This is a genomic window from Streptomyces sp. YGL11-2, assembly GCF_050054615.1.
Classification (GTDB): Bacteria; Actinomycetota; Actinomycetes; order Streptomycetales; family Streptomycetaceae; genus Streptomyces.
In genome coordinates, this window is sequence record NZ_JBNHIN010000012.1 from 126,210 (window position 1) to 149,301 (window position 23,092).

Below are 23,092 nucleotides of genomic sequence, written 5' to 3' on the forward strand. Positions count from 1 at the left end.
ACCTTGGGAAGGGAGTGAGAACTGATTCCTTCAGCCGTAAGCCGCGGGAAGGGGAAGGAAGTGAGGCCGTGCGCAGGGAGATTGATCCGGCGTCATCCATGGCCGCGTTGTTCGGGACACGGCTGCGGAAGCTGCGGCTCGCCGCCGGGCTGACGCAGACCGCGCTCGGCGAGGCGGTGCGGACGCACAGCACGCGCATCAATCAGGTCGAGCGGTGCACGGGCGCCAAGCCGACGCTGGAGCTGGCGCGGGCGCTGGATGCGGCGGTGGGGGCGGATGGATTGCTCGTCGACCTGTGGCCGTATGTGTACCGGGAGATGTTTCCAGACTGGTCGCGGAAGTTCATGGCGCTGGCGGAGCGGGCGGTGGTCATTCGTGAGTACGCGGCTGCCGTGGTCCCCGGCCTCTTGCAGACCGAGGAATACGCACGGGACTTGCTGAGCCTCGACCGCACACTTCCCTCGGAGGAGCAGTTGGAGGAGCGAGTAGCCGCTCGGCTAGGGAGACAGGCTCGTTTGGAACCGCCCGACTGCCCTGAGCTTTCGGTCGTCCTTGACGAGGCCGTGCTGGTGCGTCCGGTCGGAAAGCCGGCCGTGATGCGGGCGCAGTTCGCGCGCCTGCTGGAGACGGCGGACAATCCGTGCATCACGGTGCAGGTCCTGCCGTTCAGCAGCGGCAAGCACGAGGCGATGGGCGGATCGCTCACGGTGCTGTCCATGCCGGACGGCTGCGATGCGGCCTATCTCGAAGGCGCCGACTACGGCCAACTCATCGAGGAACCAGAGGAAGTGAAGACGTACCGTGTGGCCTACGACCGACTCGGAGTACTGGCCCTGCCGCCGAATATGTCGCTCGACGTAATCCGATCCGCAATGGAGGGCACCTATCGTGGTGAGCGCGTCCCGTCCCGATCTGAGCGCCGCCGCGTGGCGCAGGTCCAGCTACAGCAATCAGGCCGGTGGCAACTGCGTCGAGGTGGCGGACGGCAGCGCCGGTATGGTTCCCGTCCGTGACTCGAAGGCCCCGCAGGGTCCCGCCCTGATCTTCCCCACCGGCTCCTGGACCGCCTTCATACGCACCCTGAAGGGCTGACGCCCCCCGGGCCGCACCCCGCAGGCAGGTGACAAAGCACCAGGCCCGGGAACAGATCGGCGATCTCGGGCACTGTCATAGGCATGAGTGAAAACAGCGCGTACAGGATCGAGCACGACTCGATGGGTGAGGTGCGGGTGCCCGCGCATGCCAAGTGGCGGGCGCAGACGCAGCGTGCCGTGGAGAACTTCCCGATTTCCGGGCAGCGGCTGGAGCGGGCGCACATCGAGGCGCTGGCGCGGATCAAGGGGGCGGCGGCGGTCGTCAACGCCGAGCTGGGGGTGCTGGGCAAGGAGGTCGCGGGGGCGATCGCGGAGGCCGCAGCGGAGGTGGCCGAGGGGCGCTGGGACGAGGACTTCCCGATCGACGTGTTCCAGACCGGGTCGGGGACGTCGTCGAACATGAATGCCAATGAGGTCATCGCGACGCTGGCGAGTGAGCGGCTGGGGAAGGACGTGCACCCCAATGACCATGTCAACGCGAGCCAGTCGTCGAACGACGTGTTCCCGTCGTCGATTCACATCGCGGCGACGTCGGCGGTGCTGAACGATCTGATTCCGGGGCTGGAGCATCTGGCGGCGGCGCTGGAGCGGAAGGCGGAGGAGTTCGCCGCGGTGGTGAAGTCGGGGCGGACGCATCTGATGGATGCGACGCCGGTGACGCTGGGGCAGGAGTTCGGGGGGTACGCCGCGCAGGTGCGGTACGGCGTCGAGCGGCTGCGAGTGTCGCTGCCGCGGCTGGCCGAACTGCCGCTCGGGGGCACGGCGGTGGGGACCGGGATCAACACTCCGCCGGGGTTCTCGGCCGCGGTGATCGCGGAGGTGGCGCGGGCGACGGGGCTGCCGCTGACGGAGGCGCGCAACCACTTCGAGGCGCAGGGGGCGCGGGACGGGATCGTGGAGACGAGCGGGCAACTGCGGACGATCGCGGTCGGGCTGACGAAGATCGCGAACGATCTGCGGTGGATGGCGTCGGGGCCGCGCACCGGGCTCGCGGAGATCGGTCTGCCGGACCTCCAGCCGGGGTCGTCGATCATGCCGGGGAAGGTCAATCCCGTTATTCCGGAGGCGGTGCTGATGGTCGCCGCGCAGGTCACCGGCAATGACGCGACGGTGGCGGCGGCCGGGGCGGCCGGCAACTTCGAGCTGAACGTGATGCTGCCGGTCATCGCGCGGAACGTGCTGGAGTCGATCCGGCTGCTCGCGAACGTCTCGCGGCTGCTGGCGGACCGGACGGTGGACGGCATCACGGCGAACGTGGAACGGGCCCGGGAGTACGCCGAGTCGTCGCCGTCGGTGGTGACGCCGCTGAACAGGTACCTGGGGTACGAGGAGGCCGCGAAGGTGGCCAAGCGGTCGCTGGCGGAGCGGAAGACGATCCGCGAGGTGGTCATCGAGGGCGGCTATGTCGAGCGGGGGCTGCTGACGGAGGAACAACTCGACGAGGCACTGGACGTGTTGCGCATGACCCGTCCGTAGGGGCGAGCCGACGATCCCGTGGGCTGTCCCACGTCCGGCCTGTGCCCCGTCCGTAACCGCGGGTGCGACGCATGTCACCACGCGCGTAACGCACCGCGCCTAAGATCTGCTCATGACGGCGGACATGGTGGAGACGACGGAAGGCGAAGCGGCCGGCAGAGGTGCGACGGCGGCCGGGGCGGGGCGACCGGCGGTACCGGGGCGCTGGGCGCCGGGGGACCACGTCCTGTGGCGCTACCGGGACAACGCCGAGGCCGACCGGTTCCACATCTGTCGTCCGGTGACCGTCGTGCAGGACACCGAGGAGTTGCTCGCGGTGTGGATGGCGCCGGGCACGCACTGCATCAAGCCGGCGCTCGCCGACGGGACGCCGGTGCACCGCGAGCCGTTGGCCACCCGCTACACCACACCGCGGCGCACCGTCCGCGACCAGTGGTTCGGCAACGGTGTGCTGAAGCTGGCCCGGCCGGGCGATCCCTGGTCGGTGTGGCTGTTCTGGGAGCGCGGCTGGCACTTCAAGAACTGGTACGTCAATCTGGAGGAGCCGCGCCGCCGTTGGGCGGGCGGAATCGACTCACTCGACCATTTCCTGGACATCTGCGTCTATCCGGACCGGCATTGGGAGTGGCGGGACGAGGACGAGTTCGCCCAGGCGCGGCGGGACGGGCTGGTGACGGACGCACAGGCGGACGCCGTCAGATCCGCCGGGCGCGCCGCGGTCGCACAGATCGCGGCGTGGGCCGGGCCGTTCTCCGACGGCTGGGAGGACTGGCGGCCCGATCCGGCCTGGGGTGTTCCGGAGCTGCCGGAGAACTGGGACCGGCCACCCGATCGTTTGCTCTCGTGAGGTAGCAAACGGGAAAAGAGGAGATTGAAGCGAGTGAAGGGGGCGAACGGTGGAAAGGTGCGCCTATGGGCAATGCTGTTTCCCGCCCCGCGAGAAGCGGTACCCAGCCCCCTTGCTGCGCCCTGGGTCTTCAAACGTAGGATCGTCCTCCGCAAGACTGCACAGGCGCAACTCCAGAACGGGGAAACGAACTTGACCGCGGTCGCAGGAGGGGCGAGATCGTGAGCGCGACAAGCTACGACGCGTACGAGGGACTGAACCGGTTAGCACTGGACAGAGCCGGGCAGGCCGAGGCGTTCGACGCGATCGGCGACGCATACGAAGCGGCCTTTCCGCACAAGGACGGGCAGATCGCTTCCGGCGACTGGCTGGCCGGTGCGCTGCCCGCCGGGGCACGGATCCTGGACGCGGGCTGCGGCACGGGCCTGCCGACTGCCCGTCAACTGTCCGGCGCCGGCCACCGGGTCGTGGGAATCGACCTCTCCCCCACCATGGTCAAACTGGCCCGGGACAACGTCCCGGGCGCCGAATTCCACCGGCTGGACATCGCGGATCTGCGCGGTGGCCGGCTCGGCGGTGCCGGTTCCTTCGACGGAATCGCCGCCTATTTCTCGCTCTTGATGATGCCTCGTGCGGAAATCCCTTACGCGCTGGGCATGCTGCATGATCTGCTGCGTCCTGAGGGGCTGATGGCCCTGGCAATGGTCGAGGCGGATGTCGACGACTTCACCATTCCGTTCCTGGGCAAGTCGATCCGGGTATCGGGATACCTGCGGGACGACCTGCGCCGGGTCGTGCGCGACGCGGGATTCGATGTCGTCGGGGAGGACTCGTATGCGTATGCCCCGGCGAGTACGGACGTACCACCGGAAATCCAGCTCTTTATGCACCTGCGACGCGCTTGACCCGCACCGCGTCAGGCGCGCCCGCCCGAGTGGCGCGCCCGGAACGCGGCGCGTAGGCGCCAGCCCCGGACGGATGGAATCCCACGCGTGACGGAGCATCCCACCTCCCACGAATCGCGGCGGTCGGCCCCGACCGCCGCGCCCTCGGCGTCCCCTTCCGCGGGGACGGCCGGGACGGCGCCGCCCGGCGGCGTACCGGATCCGCGCAGCGCCCTGCAGCAGCCCGCCGCCACCGGGTTCGTCCCGGTGCCGGGGGCGGGCTTCGCGGTGCGCGGCGGGGACGACATCGGCATCGGCGGTGACCGTTCCGCCACCGCCTCCGCGGGTCCGCCGGACGGCCAGGGAGCCACGCGGGGGGACGCCGAGCCGGCCGCGGACCACGGTCCGGCCGGTGACGCCTCGCGGGCGTACGGCGATGCCCGCGACAGTTCTTACGGCGCGTCGTACGGGGGCTCGTACGGCGGGTCGTACGACTCGTACGGGGAGGTGGCCATGCCCGCTGACGGGCGGCCGGGAGGCGTGCCGGGCGACGAGCCGGGGCACCGGCAGCAGCGCCCGCGGCCGGACGGCGAGGGGGCGCAGGCCGCAGGGGCGCCGGAGCCGCCGACGGTGCCGCCGGCGCGTTCGGCGCATCCGGGCGAGAGCAGGGAGACCCAGGAGACAGCCGCGGCCCGGCAGGCGAGCGGTGACCGGCTGCGGTTCATCGGGGCGGCGACCCGGCGGATCGCCCGCGGTATCGATCTGGACGAGATCGTGCTGGGGCTGTGCCGGGCGACGGTGCCGACGTTCGCCGACGCGATCCTGGTGTATCTGCGCGATCCGCTGCCGGTGGGCGACGAGCGGCCTACCGGCCCGGTGGTGCTGCGGCTGCGGCGTACCGACCGGATCCCGGAGGAGCCGGACACCAACGGGCTGCGGCTGCCGGTGCTGCCCGCGCAGCCGGATCTGGGGCCCGCGATGGGCGGTACGGCGGCGGAGCTGTCGGAGGTGCGTCCGGGCGGGCCGCTGGCCGAGGTGCTGCGCGGGGTGCGCCCGCTGTTCGGTGAGGCCCAGGCGGCGCGGACCGCGCTGCCCGAGCTGCTGGGGCCGGACACCCGGCTGCCGGGCGGCCACCGGGTGATCCTGGCGCCGCTGCGCGGACGCCGGCGGGTGATCGGGGCCGCGGTGTTCCTGCGCCGCCCGGACCGGCCGGCGTTCGAGCCGGACGATCTGCTGGTGGCGGCGCAGCTGGCGACGCACACGGCGCTGGGCGTGGACAAGGCGGTGCTCTACGGCCGGGAGGCGTACATCGCCGACGCGCTGCAGCGCACCATGCTGCCGGACTCGCTGCCGCAGCCGACCGGCGTCCGGCTCGCCAGCCGCTATCTGCCGGCCGCGGAGACGGCCCGGGTGGGCGGCGACTGGTACGACGCGATCCCGCTGCCGGGCAGCCGGGTGGCGCTGGTGGTCGGCGACGTCATGGGGCACTCGATGACCTCGGCGGCGATCATGGGCCAGCTGCGGACGACAGCGCAGACGCTGGCGGGGCTGGACCTGCCGCCGCAGGAGGTGCTGCACCATCTCGACGAGCAGGCCCAGCGGCTGGGCACGGACCGGATGGCGACGTGCCTGTACGCGGTGTACGACCCGGTGGCGCACCGGATCACCATCGCCAACGCCGGGCATCCGCCGCCGGTGATGCTGCACCGCGGCGGGCGTGCGGAGGTGCTGCGGGTGCCGTCCGGGGCGCCGATCGGGGTCGGCGGGGTGGACTTCGAGGCGGTGGAGCTGGACGCCCCGGCGGGCGCCACCCTCGTGCTGTACACGGACGGTCTGGTCGAGTCGCGGATCCGGGACGTGTGGACCGGTATCGAGCAACTGCGGGAGCGGCTGGCCGAGACGGCCCGGCTGACCGGTCCCAATCCGCCGCCGCTGGAGCCGATGTGCGACGAGGTGCTGGACATGCTGGGGCCCGGCGACCGCGATGACGACATCGCGCTGCTGGCGGCCCGGTTCGACGGGATCGCGCCGAGCGATGTCGCGTACTGGTATCTGGACCCGAAGGCGCAGACGGCCGGGCAGGCGCGCCGGCTGGCCCGCCGGGCGCTGGCGCGCTGGGGTCTGGAGGAGCTGACCGATCAGCTGGAGCTGCTGGTGAGCGAGGTGGTCACGAACGCGGTGCGGTACGCGGAGCGGCCGGTGACGCTGCGGCTGCTGCGCACGGACGTCCTGCGCTGCGAGGTCGGCGACGACGTGCCGCAGCTGCCGCGGCTGCGCCAGGCCCGGCCGTCCGACGAGGGCGGTCGCGGGCTCTACCTGGTCAACCGGATGGCGCGGCGCTGGGGTGCGACCCGGCTGAGCATGGGCAAGGTCGTCTGGTTCGAGCTGTCGATGCCGCCGGGGGCACCGCGCGGCTGACCCGCGCCGCCGCTCCGTGAGCAGGGACCCCGTCCGGACCGGGCGGGGTCCCTGGCTTTGCGGACCCGCGGCCCCTTTCGCCCTTGCCGACATGCCGCGGACGGCGTTGACTGCTTGGGTGGGGGCAAAAGGGATTGAAGAGGCAATTCACCCCTGCTCCCCGCCCCCACGGCCAGTCATCGAACGGGAGGCACTCCTCCAATGACCAGCACCGCCCAGAACGTCCCCCGCACAACGAGCAACACCGGTATCCCGGTGGAGAGCGACGAGCACTCGCTCACCGTGAGTCCGGACGGCCCCATCCTGCTCCATGACCACTACCTCATCGAGAAGATGGCCCAGTTCAACCGCGAACGGGTCCCCGAGCGGGTGGTGCACGCCAAGGGCAGCGGCGCGTACGGATTCTTCAAGGTCACCAACGACGTCAGCCAGTTCACCAAGGCGGATCTCTTCCAGCCGGGGAAGACCACGGAGATGCTGGCCCGCTTCTCGACCGTCGCGGGCGAGCAGGGCTCCCCGGACACCTGGCGCGACCCGCGCGGCTTCGCCCTCAAGTTCTATACCGAGCACGGCAATTACGACCTGGTGGGCAACAACACGCCGATCTTCTTCGTACGGGACACGATCAAGTTCCAGGACTTCATCCGCTCCCAGAAGCGCCGCCCGGAGAACGGGCTGCGCGACAACGACATGCAGTGGGACTTCTGGACGCTGTCGCCGGAGTCGGCCCACATGGTCACCTGGCTGATGGGCGACCGCGGCATCCCGAAGACCTACCGCCACATGAACGGGTACGGCTCGCACACCTACATGTGGGTCAACGCCGGCGGCGAGAAGTTCTGGATCAAGTACCACTTCAAGACCGACCAGGGCATCGACTTCCTCACCCAGGAGGACGCGGACCGGATCGCCGGCGAGGACGCGGACTGCCACCGGCGCGATCTGTACGAGGCGATCGACAGCGGGAACGCGCCGTCGTGGACGCTGTACGTGCAGGTCATGCCGTTCGCGGACGCCGTGGACTACCGCTTCAACCCGTTCGACCTGACCAAGGTGTGGCCGCACGGCGACTACCCGCTGATCGAGGTCGGCCGGATGACGCTCGACAGGAACCCGGAGGACTACTTCATCCACGTCGAGCAGGCCGCGTTCGAGCCGTCCAACATGGTGCCGGGCATCGGCCCGTCCCCGGACAAGATGCTGCTCGGCCGGCTCTTCTCGTACCCGGACACCCACCGGTACCGGATCGGCCCGAACTACGCGCAGCTGCCGCCCAACCGGGCGCATGTGCCCGTCCACTCGTACGCCAAGGACGGCCCGATGCGCTTCGACCCGTCGAGCACGGCCCGGCCGTACGCCCCGAACTCCTACGGCGGCCCGGCGGCCGACACCGCGAACTTCGGGGAGCCGGCGGGCTGGGAGAGCAGCGGCGAGATGGTGCGGCACGCGTACACCCTGCGGAGCGACGACGACGACTTCGGGCAGCCGGGGACCATGGTCCGCAGCGTCCTGGACGACGCGGCCCGGGAGCGGCTGGTCGGCAACGTCGCCGGGCACCTGCGGAACGGGGTGAGCCGGCCGGTGCTGGACCGGGCGCTCCAGTACTGGCGCAACATCGACAAGAACGTGGGCGACCGGATCGCCGCCAAGGTCAACGGCGGCTGACCGCCCTCCCGCACAGCACCGCAGCACGGCACCGCGGCCCCCACCCGGACGGGTGGGGGCCGCGGTGTGCCGCGACGGGGCGGGCGTCAGCCGCCGAAGTTGTTCGGCACGGGGTTGCCGCCGTTGTTCCCGGTGGCGCCGCCGGGGGTGCCGTTCCCGCCGGTGCCGTTGCCGCCGCCGATCCCGTTGGCCCCGCCGGTGCCGTTGGTGCCGCCGTTCGGCGGGCCGGAGGTGCCGCCGGTCGGCGTCGGGCGGCCCGTCGGACGGCCGGACTCGCTGCTCGACGGGGAGCCGGACGGCGTCGGGGTGCCGGACGGCGTGTGGCTGGGCGTGGGGCTCGGCGTCGCCGAGGGGATGTGGCTGGGCGTCGGCGTGGGCGTCGGGGGCACCCCGGCGCCGAGGTCCGTCTCCAGGTCGAACTCGCCGGCGCCGCTGTCGCCCAGCGCGCTCTGGGTGTAGTCGGCCCACACCCGCGCCGGGTAGCCGCCGCCGTTGACCCGGCCGCCGCCTCCGGTGCCCTTCAGGGAGACCTGGGCGCCGCCGGTCGGGGCCTCGCCGAACATGCCGACCGCGGTGACCAGCTTGGGCGTGTAGCCCACGAACCAGGCCGACTTGTTGTCGTCGGAGGTACCGGTCTTGCCCGCCGCCTTGTACGAGGTGTTCTTCACGGCGTCCGACGCGGTGCCGTCGTTGACCACGCCGGTCAGCACGGAGGTGACGGTGTCGGCCGTCCTGCGGGACAGGACCTGGTCGCCGATCGGGTTCTTCAGCGAGACGCTCTTGTCGGTGCCGTTCGTGCTGTGCACCGCCTTCATGACCAGGGTCGGGGTGACCTTCATGCCGTGGTTGTCGAGGGTCGCGTACGCGCCGGCCATCTGGATCGGGCTGGCGCCCATGGTGCCCAGGGTCATGGCGGGCTTGACGTCCATCCTGGAGCCGTTCAGGCCCAGGCTGACCGCGGTCTGCTTGACCTTGTCCAGGCCGACGTCGGCGCCCATCTGCGCGAAGACCGCGTTGACGGAGTTGTTGGTGGCCGTCTGGACGGTGATCTTCCCGTACTCGTGCTCGTCCTCGTTGGGCGGCGCGAAGGGGATGGTGCCGCCGACGACCGGACGGCGGTTGTGGCCGTCGTAGATCGCGTTCGGGGTGATCGGGACGCCGCCCTGGGTCTGTGCGTGGTTCTCCATGGCGGACGCCAGGATCAGCGGCTTGAAGGTGGAGGCCGCCTGGTAGTCCTCGCGGGTCGCGTTGTCGGTGTAGTGCTTCGGGTAGCCGGCGCCGCCGTACATCGCGACGACGTAGCCGGTCTTCGGGTCCACCGAGGTGGCGCCGAGCTGGGCGGCCGCGTCGACCGAGCGCGTCTTGGGTTCGAGGTCGTCGGTCAGCTTGCGCTTGACCGCCTGCTCCAGCGCCTTCTGCTTGTCCTTCTCGATGCCGAGGGTGACGGTCCAGCCGCCGGCCTCGAACTCGGTCTCGTCGACGCCCTGGGCGAAGAGCTCCTTCTTGGCCTCGGCGACGAGGTAGCTGGTCTGGCCGGTCAGGCCGGGCAGCGGCTTGGGCGGCTTGGGTATCTCGAACTTCTGCTTGGCGCGGTCATCGGGCGACAGCCACTTCATCTCGACCATGTTGTTGAGCGTGTACGCCCAGCGGTCCTTGACCCGCTGCTTGCCGGCGTCGCTCGCGGTGGCCCAGTCGTACTGGCTCGGCGCCTGGAGCAGCGAGGCGAGGTAGGCGCCCTGGGAGACGGTGAGCTTGTCGACGTCCACGCCGTAGTACGCCTGCGCGGCGGCCTGGATGCCGTAGGCGCCGCGGCCGTAGTAGCTGGTGTTGATGTAGCCGGCGAGGATCGTGTCCTTGGAGTACTTCTGGTCCACCTTGAGGGAGATGACGATCTCCTGGAGCTTGCGGGAGACCGTCTGCTCCTGGCTCAGGTAGTAGTTCTTGACGTACTGCTGGGTGATCGTCGAGCCACCCTGCTTGCCCTGGCCCCGGAGGGTGTTCAGGACGCCGCGGAGGGTGCCCTTCAGGTCGACGCCGGAGTCCTGGTAGAAGGTCTTGTTCTCGGCGGCGACGAAGGTGTGCTGGACGTCCTTCGGGATCCGGCTGAGCGGGACGGTCTCGCGGTTGACCGCGCCGGCCCGCGCCATGACCGAGCCGTCCGCGTACTTGAAGACGTTGCTCTGGAGGTGGGCCTGCTTGTTGCCGGCCGGTATGTCCACGTACAGGTAGAGGCCGATGAAGCCGAGGATGCCCAGCAGGCAGACGCCGAGGAACGTCCCGAGGATCTTCTTCCAAGTGAAGAACCGGCGTATGCCGGACCTCTTCTGTGTCGGTTTGCCCCGGCGGGCGCTCCCCTGCCGCGCCCGTCTCGCGTCCGCTCGGCCCATCGCTCCAGCAACTCCAGTCGTTCCGCCCCCGGATAACTCAGCTGTCGAAGCTAACACCGCATCTGTCAACAAATCCTCATCGATCAAGGCTTTTCCCGACGTGACATACAGCACGGGCCGGGGACGCAACCATCCGGGGGGCGCACGGCACGGGCCTGGACCGGGCCAGGCCGAAGGGTTAAAGTGATATCACTTTGCTAGACCAGCGAAAGCGCGCACTGCGGCGCACCTCACGCGCCGCGCGGTGCGCCTTCCTTGAGAAACGGGGACCCTCATGCCCGATCCGACACCGACCTCCCACGGCTCCGCACCGGCCGACCGGGCGGCCGCGGACACCGTCGACGCCCCCGAGATGCCGGCCCCGCAGGTCCGCGAGCGGAGCGCGAACAGCATCCCCGGCGGCCTGGCCCTGCTGCTGACCGTCCTCGGCGTCGCCCTGGGGGTCGCGGTGATCGCCGTCGGCGGCGTCATCGGCAACGGCGGCAACAACGCCGTCGCCGTCCCGACCGTCATCGCCGGCGTCGTGCTGCTGGTCGGCTCGCTCTTCTGCATGACCGGCGTGAAGATGGTCGCGCCCGGCGAGGCTCGGGTGATCCAGCTCTTCGGCCGGTACGTCGGCACCATCCGCACCGACGGCCTGCGCTGGGTGAACCCGCTCACCAGCGCCCGCCGGATCTCCACCCGGGTGCGCAACCACGAGACCGCGGTCCTCAAGGTCAACGACGCCTACGGCAACCCCATCGAGCTGGCCGCGATCGTCGTCTGGAAGGTCGAGGACACCGCGCAGGCGCTCTTCGAGGTCGACGACTTCCTGGAGTTCGTCGCCACCCAGACCGAGGCGGCCGTCCGGCACATCGCGATCGAGTACCCCTACGACGCCCACGACGAGGGCGGCCTGTCGCTGCGCGGCAACGCCGAGGAGATCACCGATCAGCTGGCGCTGGAGCTGACCGCGCGGGTCCAGGCCGCCGGCGTGCAGATCATCGAGACCCGCTTCAGCCACCTCGCCTACGCCCCCGAGATCGCCTCCGCGATGCTCCAGCGGCAGCAGGCCGGCGCGATCGTCGCGGCCCGCCAGCAGATCGTCGAGGGCGCCGTGGGCATGGTCGAGTCGGCCCTGGAGCGGATCAACGAGCAGGGCATCGTCGAACTCGACGAGGAGCGCAAGGCCGCCATGGTCAGCAATCTGATGGTGGTGCTGTGCGGCGACCGGGCCGCCCAGCCGGTCCTCAACACGGGCTCCCTCTACCAGTGAGTACAGGCTCCACAGGGGGGCCCGCCGACCCCGAGCGGCCCGCCGGCGGCCGGCCGCAGCAGCGCAAGCAGGTGCTGCTGCGGCTCGACCCGCTGATCCACGACGCGCTCACCCGCTGGGCCAACGACGAACTCCGCAGCACCAACGCGCAGATCGAGTTCCTGCTCCGCAAGGCGCTGGCCGACGCGGGGCGGCTACCGCGGGGGGCCGGGGCGCCGGCGCGGCGGGGGCGACCGCCCAAGGCGCCGCGCACGGAGGACGGATCCACCGGGGAGTGACCGCGCCGGAGCCCTTCCGCACCCACGGCCCCGGGGGGGGGGGGGGGGGGGGGGGGGGGGGGGGGGGGGGGGGGGGGGGGGGGGGGGGGNCGGGGGCGACCGCCCAAGGCGCCGCGCACGGAGGACGGATCCACCGGGGAGTGACCGCGCCGGAGCCCTTCCGCACCCACGGCCCCGGGGCGCCGGCGCCCCGGGAACCCCGACTATACATCGTGCGTATACACCTCGTGTAGAGTGCTCGGCATGTCGCTACGACGCCACCCCCTGCCCGCACTCCCAAAGGCCCGCACATGACCCCGGACGGTTCCCTGCTCGAAGCCCGCGCGCTGCACAAGGCGTACGGGCCCACGCCCGCGCTCGCCGGGGCGGACTTCACGATCCGCGCCGGCGAGGTGGTCGCCGTCATGGGCCCGTCCGGCTCCGGCAAGTCCACGCTGCTGCACTGTCTCGCCGGCATCATCCGCCCGGACTCCGGCACGGTGCGGTACGGCACCCACGTCCTCACCGGGCTGGGCGACTCCCGGTGCAGCGCACTGCGCCGCTCCGACTTCGGCTTCGTCTTCCAATTCGGCCAGCTGGTGCCGGAGTTGACCTGCCTGGAGAACGTCGCGCTGCCACTGCGGCTGAACGGCACCAAGCGCCGGGACGCCGAACGGCAGGCCCGCGACTGGCTGGCGCGGCTGGAGGTGGACGGCGTCGCGACGCAGCGGCCCGGCGAGATCTCCGGCGGCCAGGGCCAGCGCGTCGCGGTCGCCCGCGCGCTGGCCCCCCACCCGCGGGTGGTCTTCGCCGACGAGCCGACCGGCGCACTGGACTCGCTCAACGGCGAGCGGGTGATGGGCCTGCTCACCGACGCTGCGCGCGCCACCGACGCGGCCGTCGTACTGGTCACCCACGAGTCCCGGGTCGCCGCGTACGCCGACCGGGAGGTCGTGGTGCGGGACGGGATCGCCCGGGAGATGGCGGGCACGGCATGAGCACGGACACGGCGACGACCGCCGGGGGCGGGCCGCGCGGCTGGGCCCGGGACCTCGGAATGGGCATGCGCTTCGCCGTCGGCGGCGGACGCGAGGGCTGGACCCGCACCCTGCTGACCGCACTCGGCGTGGGGCTGGGCGTGACGCTGCTGCTCGGTGCGGCATCGATCCCGACCATGCTGGAGAGCCGGGCGCAGCGCAGCGACGCCCGGCTCCCGATCGACCCGCCGGACACGGCACACCGGTCGGCGGCGACCCTGGTCACCGCCGACGTGGACACCAGCTTCCGGGGCGATCCGGTACGCGGACGACTGCTGCGGCCGGACGGCGCCAAAGCGCCCGTCCCGCCGGGGACGGGCGCGCTGCCGGGACCGGGCGAGATGGTGGTCTCCCCCGCGCTGCGCGACCTCATCGGCTCGCCGGAGGGCCGGCTGCTCCGGGAGCGGCTGCCCTACAAGGACGTCGGCACCATCGGCGAGCCCGGTCTGGTCGGCCCGGGGGAGCTGGCCTACTACGCGGGCAGTGCCACGCTGACCACGGAGAACGGGGGTCACCGGACCGCCGGGTTCGGCGCCCGCGATGTGGCCGACCCGCTGGACCCGCTGATGCTGACGCTGTTGATCGTCGGCTGCGTGGTGCTGCTGATGCCGGTGGCCGTCTTCATCGCCACGGCGGTCCGGTTCGGCGGCGAGCGCCGCGACCGGCGGCTGGCCGCGCTCCGGCTGATCGGCGCCGACATCCGGATGACCCGGCGGACGGCGGCCGGCGAGGCGCTGTTCGGGGCGCTGTGCGGACTGCTGGTGGGGGCCGGGATCTTCCTGTCGGCCCGGCAGTTCGTCGGCGGCGCCACCGTCTGGAACATCAACGTCTTCCCGTCCGATGTGACCCCGGTCCCCGGGCTGGCCGCGCTGGTGCTGCTCGCCGTGCCGCTGTCCGCGGTCGCCGTCACGCTCCTCGCGCTGCGCCGGGTGAACATCGAGCCGCTGGGCGTGGCCCGCAGCGGCACGGGGCGCCGTCGCCGGCTGTGGTGGCGGCTACCGCTCCCGGTGGCGGGGCTGGCGCTGCTGCTCCTCAACGGCAAGGTCGGCCGCGGCGGGGTCGATCCGTATCTGGTCGCGGGCGGCGCGGCACTGTTCCTGCTCGGGGTGGCGCTGCTGCTGCCGTGGGCGGTGGACGCCGCTGTGGCGCGCGTGCGGGGCGGGCCGGTGCCCTGGCAGTTGGCCGTGCGGCGGCTCCAGCTCAGCGGCGACACCGCGGCCCGCGCGGTCAGCGGGATCACCGTCGCGGTCGCCGGGGCGATCGCGCTCCAGCTGTTCTTCTCCGCGATCCAGGGCGACTTCATGAAGATCACCGGCATGGACTCCGGCCGGGCGCAGATCCATACGTCGCTGCCGTCCCGCGATGTCGCCACGATCCGGAAGATGATCAGCGAGTTCCGTACGACCGAGGGCGTCCGGCGCGTCATGGCGACCATCGACGCCTCCGCCACGCGGCCCGGCCCGCTCCGCCCGGGCGAGGACTTCCGCCCGTCCACGCAGCTCACCGTCGGCGACTGCGCCACCCTGGCCGAACTGGCGCACACCGGCTCCTGCAAGGACGGCGACGCCTTCATCGTCAAGGACAGCACCGGTGCGGTCGACGGCGACTACCTCGCCAAGACCGCGCGGCCCGGCGCCACGGTGGACTTCGCCTGGGACGACGAGGCCGGCGACCGGCGGACCGACCCTCGGCTGTGGACCGTCCCGGCCTCCGCCCGCACGGTCGACTCCCGTCCCGACGCCACGGGACGGATGGCCTTCGGCGTCTTCGCCACCCCCGGCGCGCTGGACCTGAAGCTGCTGGACCACCCGACGGCCCGCGCGGTGATCCAGATCGACGCGGGGGTGCCGGACGCCGTCGAGCACGTCCGGAACACCGCCGCCCGGATCGACCCGGGCATGCGGGTCTCCCCGGTGCAGAACCTGGAGCGCGACAAGCAGTTCGCCAGCGTCCAGAAGGGCCTGCGGACCGCGGCCGTCGCGACCCTGGCGCTGATCGCCGCCAGCATGCTGGTGACGATGCTGGAGCAGCTGCGCGAACGCCGCCGACTGCTGTCCGTCCTCGTCGCCTTCGGTACCCGGCGCGCCACGCTGGGCTGGTCGGTCCTGTGGCAGACCGCCGTCCCGGTCGCCCTGGGGCTGGCGCTGGCGCTGGCCGGCGGCGCCGGGCTCGGCCTGGCGCTGCTCCACATCGCCGGGAAGACCGCCTTCGACTGGTCGGTGGTCTGGCCGCTGACCGCCGCCGGAGGCGTGCTGGTCCTGGTGGTGACGCTGCTCAGCCTGCCGCCGCTGTGGCGGATGATGCGGCCGGACGGGCTGCGGACGGAGTGACACGGGGGCGGGGGCGGGTGAGGGCGCGCGGGGGCGCCCCGCCCTCCTCCACCTGCATATACACAGCCATATACACAGCGCGTATACACCGGCGATACACCCCCGGGTAAGGTGGTCCGCATGTCAATCGGTCATACGCTGCTGGGCCTCCTGGAGTCCGGCCCCCGCCATGGCTACGACCTCAAGCGGACCTTCGACGAGCACTTCGGCCAGGACCGCCCGCTGCATTACGGGCAGGTCTACTCCACGATGTCCCGGCTGCTGAAGAACGGCCTGGTCGAGGTGGACGGCGTCGAGGCCGGGGCGGGCCCGGAGCGCAAGCGGTACGCCATCACGGACGCCGGGGTCACCGACGTCGCCCAGTGGCTGGCCCGCCCGGAGAAGCCCGAGCCGTACCTCCAGTCGACGCTCTACACCAAGATCGTGCTGGCCCTGCTGACCGAGCGGGACGCCGCCGAACTCCTCGACACCCAGCGCACCGAGCATCTGCGGCTGATGCGCGCACTGACCGAGCGCAAGCGCTCCGGCGACCTCGCCGACCAGCTGATCTGCGACCATGCGCTGTTCCACCTCGAAGCCGATCTGCGCTGGCTGGAGCTGACCGCCGCCCGGCTGGACAAGCTCGCGGAGGCGGTCCGTACATGACGCCCGAGGGTTCCCTGCTCGCGGCGGAGGGGCTGTCCAAGGCGTACGGGCCGACACCCGCCCTGGACGGCGCGGACTTCTCCGTGCACCCCGGCGAGGTCGTCGCCGTCATGGGCCCGTCCGGCTCCGGCAAGTCCACGCTGCTGCACTGCCTCGCCGGCATCATCCCGCCGGATCGCGGCACCGTCCGCTACGGCCCGCACACCCTGACCGAACTCACCGACGCCCAGCGCAGCGCGCTGCGCCGTACCGACTTCGGGTTCGTCTTCCAATTCGGCCAGCTGGTACCGGAGTTGACCTGCCTGGAGAACGTCGCGCTGCCACTGCGACTGAACGGCACCAAGCGCCGGGACGCCGAACGGCAGGCCCGCGACTGGCTGGAGCAGCTGGAGGTCGAGGGCGCGGCCGGGCAGCGGCCCGGCGAGATCTCCGGCGGCCAGGGCCAGCGGGTCGCGGTCGCCCGCGCGCTGGCCACCCGCCCCCGGGTGATCTTCGCCGACGAGCCGACCGGCGCCCTGGACTCGCTCAACGGCGAGCGCGTGCTGACCCTGCTGACCAACGCCGCCCGGGACACCAGCGCGGCCGTCGTGCTGGTCACCCACGAGGCCCGGGTCGCGGCGTACTCGGACCGCGAGATCGTCGTCCGCGACGGCCGAGTGAAGGACCTGGCGGGCCGGATATGAGCCCGCTCCGCCCGGGAGCCGGCACCGCCGGCGGGCGGGGCACCTCGACACCCACCGCTCCCCCGCCGCCCGCCGCGCCTTCCCTCCCGCCCGCCGCCCGGCGTTCCGGCCCCCTCACCTGGGCCCGCGACCTCGCGATGGGGATGCGGTTCGCGGCCGGCGGCGGCCGCGAGGGCTGGATCCGTACGGCCCTGACGGCCGCCGGCGTCGCCCTGGGCGTGGCCGTCCTGCTGATCGGCGCCTCCGTGCCGACGCTCATGGACGCCTGGCACGGCCGGGAGAAGGCCCGCGAGAACCTCGGCCAGGAGCACCCGCCGAAGGCCGGCGACCACACCGTGCTCTACGCCTCGGCGAACACCACGTTCCACGGCGAGCAGATCCGCGGCCGGCTGATCCGCCCGGACGGCGCGCACCCGCCCGTACCGCCCGGCATCCGCCAACTCCCCGGCCCCGGCCGGATGCTGGTCTCCCCGGCACTGCACGAGCTGCTGGCCTCCCCCGAGGGCACCCTGCTGCGCGAGCGCCTGAACTACACCACCGCCGGAGTGATCGGCGACGAGGGCCTCCAGGGCCCCCGGGAACTCACCTACCTCGCGCAGAGCGGCACCCTGCACGAACCCGACGGCTACCGCGTCGACCACTTCGGCAAGAACTGGGACCCGCAGCCGCTGCGGGCGCCCGCCGTGGTCCTGGTGATCATGACGTGTGTGGCGCTGATGACGCCGGTGATGGTCTTCATCGGCACCTCCGTACGCTTCGGCAACGAGCGCCGGGAACGCCGGCTGGCCGCCCTCCGGCTGGTCGGCGCCGACGTCCCCACCACCCGCCGGATCGCCTCCGGCGAGGCGCTGTTCGGCGCCCTGCTGGGACTGCTGGGCGGCGGCGCGCTGTTCCTCGCGGCCCGGCGGCTGGCGTCGGCGATCACCCTCTGGGACATCAACGTCTTCCCCGCGGACGTCACCCCCGCCCCCCTGCCGGCCGCGCTGATCGTGCTCCTCGTCCCGGCGGCGGCGGTCCTGGTCACCCTCCTCGCCCAGCGCGGCATCACCGTCGAACCGCTCGGCATCGTCCGCAACCGCCCGCCCGTCCGCCGCCGCCTGTGGTGGCGGCTGCTGCTCCCCGTCGCCGGCGTCCTGCTGCTGCTCCCGCTCACCCGGGAACACCCCTGGCACGACACCCCGCTCAACACCGTCCACCTCGCCGCCGGTTCGACACTCCTGCTCTTCGGTGTCACGGCGCTGCTGCCGTGGCTGGTCGACGCGGTCGTCGGCCGGCTGCGCGGCGGCCCGGTCCCCTGGCAACTGGCGATCCGCCGCCTCCAGTTGAGCAGCGGCTCGGCCACCCGCGCGGTCAGCGGCATCACCGTCGCGGTGGCCGGCGCGATCGCGATCCACATGCTGATGACCGGCATGCAGGCCGGCTACCAGGACGCCTACGCCAAGTCAGGGCGGATCCCGCAGATCGGCTTCTGGGGCAATGCCGCCGGCTGGCAGCAGACCCAGCAGGCGCTGACCGCGCTGCGCGCCACCCCCGGGGTGAGCCAGGCCCGCGGCACCGTCGTCGGCAGCGTCGGCCGGCTGCCCGCCGCCAACGGCGACATCCCGGCGACCGTCGCCCTCGGCAGCTGCGCGGAACTCGGCCGGCTCGCCCACCTCCCCTCCTGCCGCGACGGCGAGGTCTTCCTCACCACACCCGCCCGGGAGGCGAGCCGGGACATCGGCCTCGCGCCCGGCGCCACCGTCGATCTCAACCCCCCGCGCGGCTACGGCGAGCCCACCCCGCCCCGCCCCTGGACGATCCCCCCGACCGCCCGCCCGGCACCGGCCCGCGACCTCTCCGACGCCCACCCCTTCCAGTACGACCTGCTGATCACCCCGGCGGCCCTCGACGCCGGCCGGCTCGGCAGCCCGGACATGGAACTGCGGGTCGACTTCGACCGGGCCACCCCCGACGCCGTCGAGCACATCCGCAACACCGCGGCCCGCATCAACCCGTCGATGTTCGAGTCCTCCTCCGTCGACAACCCGCACGACAGGCAGTACGACGGCGTCCGCACCGCGCTCTTCCTCGGCGCCGTGACCACCCTGCTGCTGATCGGCGCGGGCCTGATCATCTCCACCGTCGAGCAGCTCCACGAACGCCGCCGGCTGCTCTCCGCCCTCGACGCCCACGGCACCCGCCGCGCCACCCTCGGCTGGTCCGTCCTGTGGCAGACCACGCTCCCGGTGCTCCTGGGCCTGGCCCTCGCCCTGGCCTGCGGCCTGACCCTGGGCACGCTGCTGCTCGTCATCATCGGCAGCACCGTCACCGTCGACTGGCCGGTGGTCGCCGGCATGGCCGGTATCGGCGCCGCGGTCATCCTCTTCGTCACGGCCCTGAGCCTGCCGCCCCTGTGGCGCATGATGCGGCCGGAGGGCCTGCGCACGGAGTGAGGCGGGGCGGCGGGTCCATCACGGACGGGTGAACGGCGCCGGACCGGCCGCACGAGGGCGGCTGAGCCTACGATGATGACCTCGATACCAGCCATCAGGAGGCACCGCATGTCTGCCGCAGCAGTCGAACGACCTCATGTGGGCAAACTGCCGAGTCTGCTTGAGGAAGCCGAGAAGCTCACTCACTTGCTGCCCGGGCACCGCGTCGAGATCCTCGGGGGATCCCTCACCGTGACACCGCCTGCCGACGGCGCGCACGCCGTTTCACTGACCAAGCTCACCTTCGCGTTCGCGCCCGCGGTCAACGCAGAGACAGAAGTGGCCCAGGCAATCGGCCTCTGGCTCCCCGACGGCCCCGAGGACTACGCCATTCCGGACCTCGCCGTCGTGGACGCCGACTACCGAGACCACCTCGTCGAGGCCAACTGCTACGACCCCGCCATCTTCCGCATGGTGTTGGAGGTGACGTCGTCCAACTACGCCACCGACCTCAAGACGAAGGTTGCCGCCTACGCCATCGCCAAGATCCCGGTCTACGTCATCGTCGACCGCCGCAAGGAGCGCATCCACGTCCTGACCGACCCCTTCGCCAACGAGTACCGCGCCCACCAGATCCACGCCGCCGGCCAGCAGGTCACGCTCCCCGACTCCATCGGCGCCGAGATCACCCTCGACGTCGCAGCAATCCTCGAAGCGGCCCGTCCTTGAGAGCCTGATCCCCGTACGGGTGAACGCTTGTCGTACGAGACGAGAGCGACCGCCTCTGCCTACGACGATGGTCTCGGCACCAGCCCACGGGAGGCATGCAATGTCCGCAGCAGCCGTCGAGCGCCCATACATGCCTGGCCACGAGCCGCTCACGCTTCTCGAACAGGCCGACCGGCTCATGGAGCAGCTTCCGGGCTACCGCATCGAGATCCTCGGAGGCGACCTCACCTGGTCCCCACTCCCAGACCCCTCTCACGCGCTGGGGCTGAGCCGCCTGAGGCGCCCGTTCATCGCCGCGGGCCTGGACGGCGGCGATACGGAGATCGTCGAGGGTCTTGGCCTCTGGCTTCCGGACGGCCCGGCGAACTTCGCCATTCCGGATCTCGCTGTCGTAGACGCTGATGCCCAGGACCACATCATCGATTACGGCTGCTGTGACCCTGCGGTGTTCCGCTTGGTCGTTGAGATCACATCCGGGAATGACATCAACGACCTGCGCATCAAAGTCGCCGCCTACTGCGCGGCGAAGATTCCCGTGTACCTGATCGTCGACCGGAAGCACGAACGCCTCCACGTCCTCACCGAGCCCATGGAGGACGGCTACGCCATGCACCGCATCCACGTAGCCGGGGACAAGGTCACTCTCCCGGAATCCATCGGTGCCGAAGTCACCCTGGACGTCACGCAGGTGCTGGATGACGCCAGGCCCCGCAACACGCGCCGCTGACCCTCACCCCTTCACCATCCGCACCGGCAACCCCCGCAGCGCCCCCCGCAACGCCCCCGCGAACTCCTCGAATTCGCGCTGGCGGGCCGAGCCGCTGCGCATCGCCAGGGCGATCCGGCGAGCCGGGGCCGGGTCCGCGAAGTAGCCGGTGGTCAGCCGGTCGTTGCGGGCGGTCTCGACCCGGAGCGCGGTGCGCGGCAGCAGGGTCACGCCCAGCCCGCCGGCCACCAGTTGGACGAGTGTGGACAGGCCCGCCGCGCTGGTCGTCACGGGGGTGTTCTCGTCCCGGCCCGCTTCGCGGCAGATGTCCAGCGCCTGGTCGCGCAGGCAGTGGCCTTCGTCCAGCAGCAGCAGATCGAGTTCCTTCAGCGCTTCGCGGGGGATGTCGCCGCGCCCGCCGAGCCAGTGCTCCTTGGGGGCGACCAGGACGAAGTCCTCGTCGAAGAGCGGGAGTTCGGTGACCTGGGGGGCGCCCAGCGGGACCGCGAGCAGCAGCAGGTCGAGCCGCCCGTGCGCCAGGCCGTCGAGGAGCGAGGCGGTCTGCTCCTCGTGGACCTGGAGGTCCAGGGCGGGGTAGGCGTCGTGGACGAGGCGGAGCACGGTCGGCAACAGATACGGCGCGACCGTCGGGATGACGCCGAGGCGCAGGACGCCGGTGAAGGGCGCGCGGGCCGCCTCCGCCTCCTCCATCAGGGCGCCGACCGCGTCCAGGACCGTACGAGCGCGGGCCGCCACCCGCTCCCCCGCCGGCGAGAGCAGCACCTTGCGCGTCGTACGCTCCAGAAGCTGCACCCCGAGCGCCTCCTCCAGTGCGGAGACGGCGCCGGACAGCGCGGGCTGGCTCATGCCGATGTCGGCCGCCGCCTCCCGGAAGTGCAGATGCTCGGCGACCGCGGCGAAGGCCCGCAGCTGGGCGAGGCTGGGCTGGCGGGGCCGCCCGCCGGGGCTCGTGGGGGAAGCCACTGATAACCACCTCCGATCAACATCTACCAGTCTAGCTATTTCCCTGATCAATGCCTGCTGTGGCACCGTGGAACCCGTCCAAGCCTCAAAGAAAGACAGAAAGACCCCACAAGGGACTTTCTCGCAACAAGGAGAGCGCGTGCTCACTGTCGGTGACAAGTTCCCCGAGTTCGACCTGACTGCCTGTGTCTCGCTGGAGAAGGGCAAGGAATTCGAGCAGATCAACCACAAGACCTACGAGGGCAAGTGGAAGATCGTCTTCGCGTGGCCCAAGGACTTCACCTTCGTGTGCCCGACCGAGATCGCCGCGTTCGGCAAGCTGAACGACGAGTTCGCCGACCGTGACGCGCAGATCCTGGGCTTCTCCGGCGACTCCGAGTTCGTGCACCACGCCTGGCGCAAGGACCACCCGGACCTGACCGACCTGCCCTTCCCGATGCTCGCCGACTCCAAGCACGAGCTGATGCGCGACCTGGGTATCGAGGGCGAGGACGGCTTCGCGCAGCGCGCCGTCTTCATCGTCGACCAGAACAACGAGATCCAGTTCACCATGGTGACCGCGGGCTCCGTCGGCCGTAACCCCAAGGAGGTCCTCCGGGTCCTCGACGCGCTCCAGACCGACGAGCTGTGCCCCTGCAACTGGAGCAAGGGCGAGGACACGCTGGACGCGGTCGCGCTGCTGGCCGGTGAGTGACACTCATGGCTCTCGATGACCTCAAGTCCGCCGTTCCGGACTACGCCAAGGACCTGAAGCTGAACCTCGGTTCGGTGATCGGCAACTCCGCTCTGCCGCAGCAGCAGCTGTGGGGCACGGTGCTGGCCTGCGCCATCGCCTCGCGCTCCCCCAAGGTGCTGCGCGAGCTGGAGCCCGAGGCGAAGGCGAACCTCTCCGCCGAGGCGTACACGGCCGCCAAGTCGGCCGCCGCCATCATGGCGATGAACAACGTCTTCTACCGGACGCGCCACCTGCTCTCCGACCCGGAGTACGGCACCCTGCGCGCCGGTCTGCGGATGAACGTCATCGGCAACCCGGGCGTGGACAAGGTCGACTTCGAGCTGTGGTCGCTGGCCGTCTCGGCCATCAACGGCTGCGGGATGTGCCTCGACTCGCACGAGCAGGTGCTCCGCAAGGCCGGTGTCGACCGCGAGACGATCCAGGAGGCCGTCAAGATCGCGGCCGTCCTGCAGGCCGTCGGCGCCACCCTCGACGCCGAGGCCGCGCTCGCCGAGTAATCGGCGGACCCCTCGCAACGCGCGGAACCCCGCGGACATCGCGTCCGCGGG

At 71.5% G+C, this 23,092-nt stretch carries 20 protein-coding genes; 18 read left to right on the forward strand and 2 right to left on the reverse strand.

Going from position 1 to position 23,092, the window contains the following annotated elements:
* Positions 1-98: 98 nt before the first annotated feature.
* From ACO1BR_RS16435 to ACO1BR_RS16465, 7 genes are all read left to right on the forward strand, one after another.
* Positions 99-1,013, forward strand: a complete 915-nt coding sequence (locus ACO1BR_RS16435) for a helix-turn-helix domain-containing protein (protein WP_426795869.1) — start codon at positions 99-101, stop codon at positions 1,011-1,013.
* The gene (locus ACO1BR_RS16440) at positions 976-1,092 is read left to right on the forward strand and encodes a DUF397 domain-containing protein (RefSeq protein ID WP_426795802.1); all 117 of its coding nucleotides are present in this window, start codon (positions 976-978) and stop codon (positions 1,090-1,092) included. Before ACO1BR_RS16435 ends, ACO1BR_RS16440 begins: the two co-directional genes overlap by 38 nt.
* An 83-nt stretch (positions 1,093-1,175) precedes the next feature.
* Complete coding sequence (locus ACO1BR_RS16445; RefSeq protein ID WP_426795803.1) at positions 1,176-2,570, forward strand: class II fumarate hydratase; 1,395 nt, start codon at positions 1,176-1,178, stop codon at positions 2,568-2,570.
* A gap of 112 nt (positions 2,571-2,682) precedes the next feature.
* A complete protein-coding gene (gene fomD, locus ACO1BR_RS16450; RefSeq protein WP_426795804.1) occupies positions 2,683-3,417 on the forward strand; it encodes a cytidylyl-2-hydroxypropylphosphonate hydrolase in 735 nt (244 codons plus the stop codon).
* A gap of 221 nt (positions 3,418-3,638) precedes the next feature.
* Complete coding sequence (locus ACO1BR_RS16455; protein ID WP_426795805.1) at positions 3,639-4,322, forward strand: class I SAM-dependent DNA methyltransferase; 684 nt, start codon at positions 3,639-3,641, stop codon at positions 4,320-4,322.
* An 87-nt stretch (positions 4,323-4,409) separates the two neighbouring features.
* On the forward strand, positions 4,410-6,719 hold the full coding sequence (locus tag ACO1BR_RS16460) for a SpoIIE family protein phosphatase (protein ID WP_426795806.1): 2,310 nt from the start codon (positions 4,410-4,412) through the stop codon (positions 6,717-6,719).
* 201 nt (positions 6,720-6,920) lie between these two features.
* Positions 6,921-8,384, forward strand: coding sequence for a catalase (locus ACO1BR_RS16465; RefSeq protein ID WP_426795807.1), 1,464 nt, complete (start codon positions 6,921-6,923; stop codon positions 8,382-8,384).
* Positions 8,385-8,470: 86 nt separating this feature from the next.
* Here the strand turns inward: ACO1BR_RS16465 and ACO1BR_RS16470 are convergent, their stop codons facing one another.
* Entirely contained in the window at positions 8,471-10,771 is a 2,301-nt protein-coding gene (locus ACO1BR_RS16470) for a transglycosylase domain-containing protein (RefSeq protein ID WP_426795808.1), read from the reverse strand.
* 274 nt (positions 10,772-11,045) lie between these two features.
* Between ACO1BR_RS16470 and ACO1BR_RS16475 the strand changes: the two genes are divergently transcribed.
* The 9 genes from ACO1BR_RS16475 to ACO1BR_RS16515 all read left to right on the forward strand — a co-directional run bounded on the left by ACO1BR_RS16475 (position 11,046) and on the right by ACO1BR_RS16515 (position 20,845).
* Positions 11,046-12,026 carry an SPFH domain-containing protein gene (locus ACO1BR_RS16475; protein WP_426795809.1) on the forward strand — a complete coding sequence of 327 codons (981 nt, stop codon included), beginning with the start codon at positions 11,046-11,048 and terminating at the stop codon, positions 12,024-12,026.
* Positions 12,023-12,304, forward strand: a complete 282-nt coding sequence (locus ACO1BR_RS16480) for a hypothetical protein (RefSeq protein WP_426795810.1) — start codon at positions 12,023-12,025, stop codon at positions 12,302-12,304. Before ACO1BR_RS16475 ends, ACO1BR_RS16480 begins: the two co-directional genes overlap by 4 nt.
* Positions 12,305-12,594: 290 nt before the next feature.
* Positions 12,595-13,281, forward strand: coding sequence for an ABC transporter ATP-binding protein (locus ACO1BR_RS16485; RefSeq protein ID WP_426795811.1), 687 nt, complete (start codon positions 12,595-12,597; stop codon positions 13,279-13,281).
* Positions 13,278-15,650, forward strand: a complete 2,373-nt coding sequence (locus tag ACO1BR_RS16490) for an FtsX-like permease family protein (RefSeq protein WP_426795812.1) — start codon at positions 13,278-13,280, stop codon at positions 15,648-15,650. Before ACO1BR_RS16485 ends, ACO1BR_RS16490 begins: the two co-directional genes overlap by 4 nt.
* A gap of 120 nt (positions 15,651-15,770) precedes the next feature.
* Complete coding sequence (locus tag ACO1BR_RS16495; protein ID WP_426795813.1) at positions 15,771-16,295, forward strand: PadR family transcriptional regulator; 525 nt, start codon at positions 15,771-15,773, stop codon at positions 16,293-16,295.
* Positions 16,292-16,978 (forward strand): ABC transporter ATP-binding protein, encoded by a 687-nt coding sequence (locus ACO1BR_RS16500; protein WP_426795814.1) that lies wholly within the window; start codon positions 16,292-16,294, stop codon positions 16,976-16,978. The genes ACO1BR_RS16495 and ACO1BR_RS16500 overlap by 4 nt, the downstream gene beginning before the upstream one ends.
* Complete coding sequence (locus tag ACO1BR_RS16505) at positions 16,975-19,410, forward strand: FtsX-like permease family protein (RefSeq protein WP_426795815.1); 2,436 nt, start codon at positions 16,975-16,977, stop codon at positions 19,408-19,410. Before ACO1BR_RS16500 ends, ACO1BR_RS16505 begins: the two co-directional genes overlap by 4 nt.
* A gap of 108 nt (positions 19,411-19,518) precedes the next feature.
* Positions 19,519-20,118, forward strand: a complete 600-nt coding sequence (locus ACO1BR_RS16510) for a Uma2 family endonuclease (RefSeq protein WP_426795816.1) — start codon at positions 19,519-19,521, stop codon at positions 20,116-20,118.
* Between the two features lie 100 nt (positions 20,119-20,218).
* Complete coding sequence (locus ACO1BR_RS16515; RefSeq protein WP_426795817.1) at positions 20,219-20,845, forward strand: Uma2 family endonuclease; 627 nt, start codon at positions 20,219-20,221, stop codon at positions 20,843-20,845.
* A gap of 3 nt (positions 20,846-20,848) precedes the next feature.
* On the opposite strand, the gene ACO1BR_RS16520 is transcribed toward ACO1BR_RS16515, so the two are convergent.
* Complete coding sequence (locus ACO1BR_RS16520) at positions 20,849-21,808, reverse strand: hydrogen peroxide-inducible genes activator (protein ID WP_426795818.1); 960 nt, start codon at positions 21,806-21,808, stop codon at positions 20,849-20,851.
* 139 nt (positions 21,809-21,947) lie between these two features.
* On the opposite strand from ACO1BR_RS16520, the gene ACO1BR_RS16525 reads away from it, so the two are divergent.
* Complete coding sequence (locus tag ACO1BR_RS16525) at positions 21,948-22,502, forward strand: peroxiredoxin (RefSeq protein WP_189303380.1); 555 nt, start codon at positions 21,948-21,950, stop codon at positions 22,500-22,502.
* Between the two features lie 5 nt (positions 22,503-22,507).
* Positions 22,508-23,041, forward strand: coding sequence for an alkyl hydroperoxide reductase (locus ACO1BR_RS16530; protein WP_159508289.1), 534 nt, complete (start codon positions 22,508-22,510; stop codon positions 23,039-23,041).
* Positions 23,042-23,092 lie beyond the last annotated feature (51 nt).